This window comes from Commensalibacter sp. A3DC (genome assembly GCF_047307945.1).
In the GTDB taxonomy this organism is placed as follows: domain Bacteria; phylum Pseudomonadota; class Alphaproteobacteria; order Acetobacterales; family Acetobacteraceae; genus Commensalibacter; species Commensalibacter melissae.
In genome coordinates, this window is sequence record NZ_JAXOQA010000087.1 from 1 (window position 1) to 5,577 (window position 5,577).

Sequence of the window (5,577 nt, forward strand, 5' to 3'; positions counted from 1 at the left end):
AATTAGATTTAAATTTTTAAAAACAACAAAACCGATAGTTGAACAGCGTATTAAACTTTCAATCGAGATATTTAATAATGAAAGATAAATTCGGTTATGGTGAAAAAAACCAAATTAAGGAATATTAATATTCCTAGACAAAATCCAGAATTTTTTGGAAACAAACAGGATATATACATACCATATCAAGCTCCAGAGGGAGTGGTTGGCGATTCTTATAATTCTGTAACTGTTAGCGACAGCTTGTTTTTTAATCAATTTCATAATTTCAATGTTGGAAATTGTCCGACGACGACATTATTTGAAGAGGGAATTGGATTTCCCGGATATCCATATCTGGCACAATTATCCTTACGTGGTGAATATAGAATAATTATTGAAACGAGAGCAGAAGAGGCTACAAGAGAATGGATAGGGTTTAAACATATCAAAAAGGAAGGGTATGATTCATCCATTATAAATAAAATAAAAGCGGAATTTAAGCGTTTAAATATTCAAGATTTAATTAAAAAATCATTATGTACGGAAGGTTATTTTGGGCTGGTACATCTTTATATTGATTTAGAAACGGCTAATCATGATGATGAGGAAAAACAGGTTCCTTTATACTTAACTTCAAAAAAAATTAGAAAAGGTGAGCTGCGTGGGTTCAAGCTTATTGACCCGACTTGGGTAACCCCTGTTTCATATGATACAACAGATCCTTTTACAGAAGATTTTTATAAGCCTTCGATGTGGTGGGTATTGGGAAAACAAATTCATGCCAGCAGGTTGATTACAATCATTTCTCAACCAGTTCCTGATATTTTGAAACCAGCTTATAATTTTGGTGGGGTTCCATTTGCTTTTATGGCCAAACCTTATGTTGATAACTGGTTAAGGACGCGACAATCAGTATCGGATTTAATCAAGTCTTTTTCAACTATGGTTTTGAAAACGGATTTATCTCAGTTATTAAGTCCTGGTTGCGAAGAATTGACGCAAAGAGCTGCCTTAATGGCGGCTTACCGTGACAATCGTGGTTTGCAGATTGTAGATAAAGAAACAGAAGAACTTACAAATATTGCTACACCCTTGACTGGATTGGCACAATTACAAGCTCAGGCTCAGGAACATATGGCCGCAATTTCAGGTATTCCTTTGGTAAAATTATTAGGTATTACACCATCAGGTTTGAATGCATCTTCCGATGGAGAAATACGTTGTTTTTATGATAGAATTGCCGCTTTTCAGGAAACGGTTTTACGTCAACCATTGCAGAAAATTCTTGAAATTGTTCAACTGCATTTATTTGGAAAAATAGATCCAGATATCACTTTTGATTTTAATTCCTTGTGGCAATTGGACGAATTGCAGCAATCTCAAGTTAATATGAACATAGCAAAAACGATGTGTGATTATGTTTCCAATAATATTTTAAGCCTTTCTCAAATAAAAGACTTATTAGAAAATGAAGATCAATCCGCTCTGTTTTCTTTTATAAATTTTAAAAAATAGGTTTTATATAAAAAATATTAGGTGCAGTAAAATGTTCATGAATATCAAAAGTTGTATAAATCTACATTTTTTATTTTATAAGTTTTTAACCAAAAAACCCTTTTGATATCAAATATATAGGTAAAATTATGGGTAATTTATGGAACCGAACCTTGACTTTTGATGCAAAAACAATGCGTTTTGAGGACTGGAACGGACATTTACGTGTAAAAAAAACAAATTTAACCAAGGCTAATATATGTGAGTATTATGGATTCGAGATAAAAAATCATATGAAATATGGTTTGGAACCAGAACGTAAATATCGTTTTCTTCGATCACCAGATGCTTTAAAAAAAGCGGTCTTTTCTTTTAAAGAACGTCCCATTCTTTACGTGCATAAAGCCGCAGATGCGGATCAGCTTGATAATTCAAAAGTCATTGGAACGACGGGTTCAGACCCGTCTTTTTCTTATCCTTATATTCAGGCTTCAATTACGATTTGGGACGGGGATTATATACAGGCAATTAAAAACAATACACAGGCTGAATTATCTGCTTCCTACGCTTTTACACCTGTAATGGAGACCGGAATGTTTGAAAATGAGCCTTATGACGGAATGATGACGGATATTAATGTGGATCATATTGCTTTGGTTGAACAAGGTCGTGCAGGACATGATGTTAGAGTTGCAGATGAAAGGTTGAACATACAAATGTCAAAACTTAATAATTTAGGGCAGAAATTAGCTTTAGTCCTTGCTGATTTTTTAAATCAGTCAAAATCTGATAGAGCCAATTATACACAAATTACAGATGCGGTTGCTTCTGTTAGTGGTGCACGTCGCAAATATATTGGAAAGTTATTGAGAGCGGTCCTTTCTGATTGTTCTATGGCAAAAGATTGTAAAGATGGGCAACAGGCAGAAAAAATTGTTGGTCTTGTTCATAAGATATTATCTGAAAATGATCAGAATGCACCGGTAAATGATGATGATTCAATTGATACTATATCGACCTCAGATGATGATATGAATGCATCAGGTGGTTTTGATGTTGAGGATAGCTTAATTAAAAAAACAGGACTTAAACCCCAAGCTTATGATGCAGTTTCCCTAGAACAATCAATAGAACGTCGGATCATGACAAAAGCTAAACAGGCCCAAGAAGCCAGAATTCTGGTAAAACCCCTAGTTGGTGAATGGGCTGGTGCAGAAGATAGCGGGGAGGTAATTCTACGAACGGTGTTGAGTGAAGTTACAGGAAAAAATCCTCCAGAAAACATGGGATACGACCAGTTAAAATATACTGTTGATATGATGCTTGCACATAAACAACAAATCAGGGCCAATGATGCTGGATATATTCGTTCCAAAGAACAGCATCGTTTTGGTGTTACACGATTACGGAGTATTTAATTATGTCTTTTCAAAATAAAGTTAACTTGAACCCTGCCCAAGGTTGGCATGGTGATTTTGCGTCTGTAAATCCACGGGTCAGTTTATTGGGTAAAGATGGGGCCTTTCAGGTTGGAGCAACAGCAATTGAGGCTGGTTCCTTTGTATGGACTGATGAACGGGAAGGATTGATTAGCAATAAAGGAAATGCAAGTCCAATTGGTTTTGTCGGACGCGAATGGGCAGGAATCAATCTTCCAGATGCACGAGAAGGAAATATGGAAATTTCTCCGGGAACAATGGTGACTGTTTTCAGTAAGGGGGAATTTATTATTGAATTATCTGAAATGATGTCCCAGGTTCAACAAGGTGAAATGGTCTATGCGTCAAAGGAAACAGGTAAAATTGTTGTATCAGATGACAAAAATGCTGTCGCAACAAATTATAAATATGCTGAAAATGCAAAGGGCGGGGATATTGTCAAAATCTCTGCATGGATTTAAGAGGAACAATTATGACCATTCAAACGAAATCATGGGTACGTGATCGAGCAATTTTGGAAAACCAATTTGGAATTCACTTACCAAATGTTGTTGATTATACAGACAATATAAGAGTAGGGGATAGTTCGACTTCACCTGTAACAAGGGCAAATAATTCCATTCCGGGTCAATTTACGACTTATATAGATCCAAATATTATTGATGTCTTAACGGCCCCATGTAAGGCAGCTTCTATATACGGGGAAGCGAAAAAGGGGGATTGGCTACATGATACAATGATGTTTACAGTCGTTGAACCAGCTGGTGATATTGCTGCTTATGGAGATTTTAATCAAGCAGGATATAGTGTCCTTAATACCTCATTTCCCCAGCGTCAACAATTTCTGGTCCAAACTTTTGCAGAATGGGGAGATCGTGAAGAAGGTCGGGCTGCTTTATCTAATATTGATATTGCATCACGTAAAAGAATGGCGGCCGCTTTATTATTAAATCATTGGCAGAATCAGTCTTATTTTTTTGGAGTTTCCAACCTGCAAAATTATGGTGCCTTGAATGATCCCGCTTTACTACCTCCGATTGCGCCCACAATAAAAGGTTCTGGCGGTACGGTTTGGGAGAAGGCTTCAGCTAATGAAATTTATGAAGATATTCAGAAGCTGTACAGACAATTACAGGCGCAAACAAAAGGGATGATTAATCTGGACAATGCCGTTAATATGGATAGTCCATTAAAATTGGTCGTATCTAATGAGATTCAACCCTATCTGTTAAAAACAAATGAACATGGGGTAGGGGTTATGGATTTGTTGAAGAAAAATTTTCCTAATCTTACACAAGTCAGTGCACCTCAATTATCGTTAGAAGGTGGTGAATTGATTCAGCTTTTTGTAGAGAATTATCAAGGTATTGACACTATAACCTGTGCTTTTTCTGAAAAATTAAGAAGTCATGGTATTGTTCGTAAAACTTCTTCTATGGAAGAAAAATTGACACAGGGTTCATGGGGGGCAATCATAACACGTCCTATCCTGATTGCGCAAATGATTGGGGTTTAAAATGGCGGAAACAGTCATAGTAGCCTGTAAATTACCTCATGGGATTATTTTAGAAGTAGGAAAAGAAAAAGTTGAGTTAAAAGGCAGCATGCACTTGGGGCGTCCACAGACTCCTTTTTATATGGCATCCCAAATTGTAGGGTTAACAAAAGTTTCAAGAGATTTCTGGGAGGCATGGGTCAAACAACATGAAAATTTTGCGCCCTACCAAAAAGGTTTCATATTTGCTGCAGATAAAAAGAAAAAAGTTTTAGATGAAGCCAAAGAAAAAGAAACATTGATGCATGGTCTTGAACCGATTGATTCTGCTAAAATGCCAAAGTCGCTGGAACAGGTGAAAGCAGGACAGGCAATATGAATTTACAATCTGATCTGAAACATCAGGAATGTGTGTTTGATTGGTCAGATTGGGCGGCAAGTTTTCCGGAATTGGAGAGTTTTTTTCGCCCTGAAACCATTTATAAAATCGCTGAACGAGCTGCCATTTATTTCAATCCAGGAAAATATAGCGTGGTTTGTTGTTTAAAGGAAAAGCGTATTTTAATGAATTTGCTGGTTTCTCATCTGGTCTGTTTGCAAAAAAAAACTGAAAATGGGGATCAGCTTATAGGATCAATTTCATCGGTGACAGAAGGAAGTGTTTCTCTTCATGTAGATACCAAATCTCATGCAAAAAATAAAATTGATCCTTGGTTGGCACAAACACGTTATGGATATGAATTTTGGGCTTTAACAAAAAAATATCGTAGTACTTTTTATACTAAACCCATTCCTGATCCTCGTCTGCGTATCTTTCCATAAGAGGGAATTATGACAAGGGCTAAAAATAACAATTTTGATAACAAGGAAATAAAATCCAGTTTAAAATATTATTTGCCATCATTAGACTTTAATCATTCAGAATATGAAAAGGAAAACCTTCAATTTTATTCTCTAGATCAAGACAATGCTGAAATTGATGAATCGATAGATTTAAGCAAATTTAAATTCAATGATTGCAATGCTGCTGATGATTATATGGATAAATTCTTGGACGATGCCATAGATATTAATGCTCAATCTATATTCGCTTATGATAATACTAAAGAACATAATCTAGATTATATTATTATTGGCTGTAGAATACCCAACGATTTAGTTATTAAG

The 5,577-nt window shown here is 35.8% G+C and carries 7 protein-coding genes; all 7 read left to right on the forward strand.

Annotated elements, in window-relative coordinates:
• The first annotated feature begins 96 nt into the window (after window positions 1–96).
• Window positions 97–1,497 (forward strand): DUF1073 domain-containing protein, encoded by a 1,401-nt coding sequence (locus U0839_RS08205; protein ID WP_155565056.1) that lies wholly within the window; start codon window positions 97–99, stop codon window positions 1,495–1,497.
• 128 nt (window positions 1,498–1,625) lie between these two features.
• On the forward strand, window positions 1,626–2,894 hold the full coding sequence (locus U0839_RS08210) for a DUF2213 domain-containing protein (protein ID WP_155565057.1): 1,269 nt from the start codon (window positions 1,626–1,628) through the stop codon (window positions 2,892–2,894).
• A gap of 2 nt (window positions 2,895–2,896) precedes the next feature.
• Complete coding sequence (locus U0839_RS08215) at window positions 2,897–3,376, forward strand: hypothetical protein (protein ID WP_155565058.1); 480 nt, start codon at window positions 2,897–2,899, stop codon at window positions 3,374–3,376.
• Window positions 3,377–3,387: 11 nt separating this feature from the next.
• Window positions 3,388–4,431 carry a major capsid family protein gene (locus tag U0839_RS08220; protein WP_196424675.1) on the forward strand — a complete coding sequence of 348 codons (1,044 nt, stop codon included), beginning with the start codon at window positions 3,388–3,390 and terminating at the stop codon, window positions 4,429–4,431.
• Between the two features lies 1 nt (window position 4,432).
• A complete protein-coding gene (locus U0839_RS08225) occupies window positions 4,433–4,789 on the forward strand; it encodes a hypothetical protein (RefSeq protein WP_110439477.1) in 357 nt (118 codons plus the stop codon).
• On the forward strand, window positions 4,786–5,232 hold the full coding sequence (locus U0839_RS08230; protein WP_110439478.1) for a DUF4054 domain-containing protein: 447 nt from the start codon (window positions 4,786–4,788) through the stop codon (window positions 5,230–5,232). The genes U0839_RS08225 and U0839_RS08230 overlap by 4 nt, the downstream gene beginning before the upstream one ends.
• 9 nt (window positions 5,233–5,241) lie before the next feature.
• On the forward strand, window positions 5,242–5,577 hold a 336-nt coding region (locus U0839_RS08235), incomplete at its 3' end, for a hypothetical protein (RefSeq protein ID WP_413550458.1).